The following is a 2,239-nucleotide window of genomic DNA, read 5'->3' on the forward strand; positions in this document are numbered from 1 at the left end:
CGGCGACCAGCCGCCACAGGTGGTCCGCCGTGCCGTTGTCGTCGTACTGGACGACCTGCGCGCTGTTCGCCGTCGACATGCCGTCCACCCCGAGCACCTTGCCGCTGTGCTCGTTGCGGATGCGGAACCAGCCGTCCGCGTCGGGCACGATCCGCCACAGGTGGTCCGGCGCGCCGTCGTCCTCGTACTGCACGACGGGCGCGCTGTTCGCCGTCGAGCCGCCGTCGACGGCGAGGACCTTGCCGCTGTGACCGTTGCGGATCACCAGCAGCCCGCCGTCCCGCTCCCGCAGCTGCCAGGAGTGGTCGGACGTGCCGGAGTTGTCGAACTGGTGGACCCTGCCGCCGTCCGCCAGCGACATCCGGTCCACCGCCAGCACCTTGCCGCTGTGCTTGTTCTGCACCCGGTGGTACGGCGGCTCCGGCGTCCACGGCGTGCCGTCCGGGCCCGCCGTCGGGAACGCCGTGATCCGCAGCCGGGCCGCGCCCATCGGGATCAGGGTCACCGACTCCGGCGCCTGGGTACTGCGGGCCGGGCTCTGCTGGAGCGGTGCCACGACGCGCTGCCGGTCGGCGACCCACTCCGGCAGCCGGCGCGCCGGGGCGGTGATGCGCACCGGGGTGTGCTCGTGGGTGAACGGGTCGCCGGTCAGCGGGCCGTCGTCGCGGTGGAACTCCAGCCCGTCGGCGGCGTCGGGGGCCAGGGCGTAGTTCCACGGGGTGGTGGCGTGCACCGCGAAGTGCGGAAAGTCGTCGCTGCCGCCGATGCGCTCGTACGACTCGCCGATGCGCAGCGAGTACGTCAGCGGCCCCCGGTCGACGCTCACCGCGCCGCCGTTGTCGTCCCACACCCGCACGGAGGTGCGCTGCGGCAGCCGCAGCACGACGGTGTCGCCGCTGCCCCAGCTCCGCCGCACCTGGGCGAAGCCGGGCCCGGGAGCGACCGCCACCGGCTTCCCGTTGACCGTCACCTCCGGCGCGTCGCACCAGCCGGGCACGCGCAGCCGCAGAGTGAAGGGCACCCGGCGCTCGGCGGTGACCCGCAGGGTCACCGTCTCGGTGAACGGGTAGTCGGTCTCCTCGGCGATCGCCACGTCGGTGCCGCCCACCCGCGTGCGCACCTCGCACGGCGCGTACATCGCCGCCGCGAGCCCGCCGTCCGGCGTGCTCAGCCACAGCTCCTCGGTGAAGTACGGCCAGCCCATGCCGTAGTTGTGCGGGCAGCAGCGGTACTGGTCGACGCCGGGCTGGAACGACTGCATCGCGAAGCCGTTCTGGAACTGGCCGTCGTTCTTGCGCACGTCGTCCAGGTCGATCGAGTTGGCGCTCGTCGCGTAGTGCACGCCGCGGCCCGCCGGGTCGGTGGCGGCGGGCAGCAGGTTGAACGCCAGCTCCTCGCAGCGGTCGGCCCACAGCGCGTCGCCGGTGATCCGGGTCAGCAGCTCGTGGCTGGCCATGAACTCGACGGTGCCGCAGGTCTCGAAGCCCTGCCGGGGGTCGCCGAAGCCGGGCCTGGCGTTCTCGTCCCCGGCGAAGCCGCCGCCGGGGAACTGACCGTACCGGTCGAGGATCCGCTCGTAGCCGCGGTACGTCGCCCGGGTGAGGTCGGCGTCGCCGGCGCGCAGCGCGTACTGCGCGGGCTCCCGGAAGCCCTGGGCGACGTTGACGTTGTGCAGGTCGGGGAAGTTGTCGACCCAGTTCCCGCCCCACTCGTGCATCTTGTCGGTCAGCTCCAGCAGGAAGTCCTCGCCGGTGCGGGCGTGCATCCAGTACGCGATGTCGATGCCGTCGCCCCACCGCTTGGACACCCAGCTGGAGTCGAACGCGCCCTTGCCCTGCGCGTTCATGAAGCGCAGGAACGGCAGCACGAACGGCACGATCCGCTCGTCGCCGGTGAACTCCTCGTGGCTGCGCAGCGCCTGGAGCAGCGGCAGGTACGGCCAGAAGTCGGGGCCGCCGTTCAGGGCCGTGCGCAGCCGGGCGGGGCCGAAGAAGCCGTCGGGCTGCCCGGTGGCCAGGATGGCGTCGATCCAGCGGCGGGCGGTCGCCTGCGCCTCGGCGTCGCCGGTGAGCGCGGCGAGCGAGACGTAGCCGCGCAGCCAGTACGTGACCTCCTCCCAGCCGGCGCGGTCGGGGTGGACCCAGCCGGAGCCGTCGAAGTCGAGGAAGTGGGAGATGCGGTCGTAGCGGCCGAAGAGCCCGCCGAGGAGCGTGCCGAGCTGCCCGGCGAGCCAGCCGCG

Annotated in this window: 1 protein-coding gene; it reads right to left on the reverse strand. The window is 73.1% G+C overall.

What is annotated here, in order from left to right:
- Positions 1 to 2,239, reverse strand: a 2,239-nt coding sequence (locus H5J30_RS28335) for an RICIN domain-containing protein (RefSeq protein ID WP_181790134.1), incomplete at both ends; no start/stop codon positions are given.

The sequence above is a fragment of the Streptomyces phytophilus genome (assembly GCF_013870535.1).
Lineage (GTDB): Bacteria > Actinomycetota > Actinomycetes > Streptomycetales > Streptomycetaceae > Streptomyces > Streptomyces phytophilus.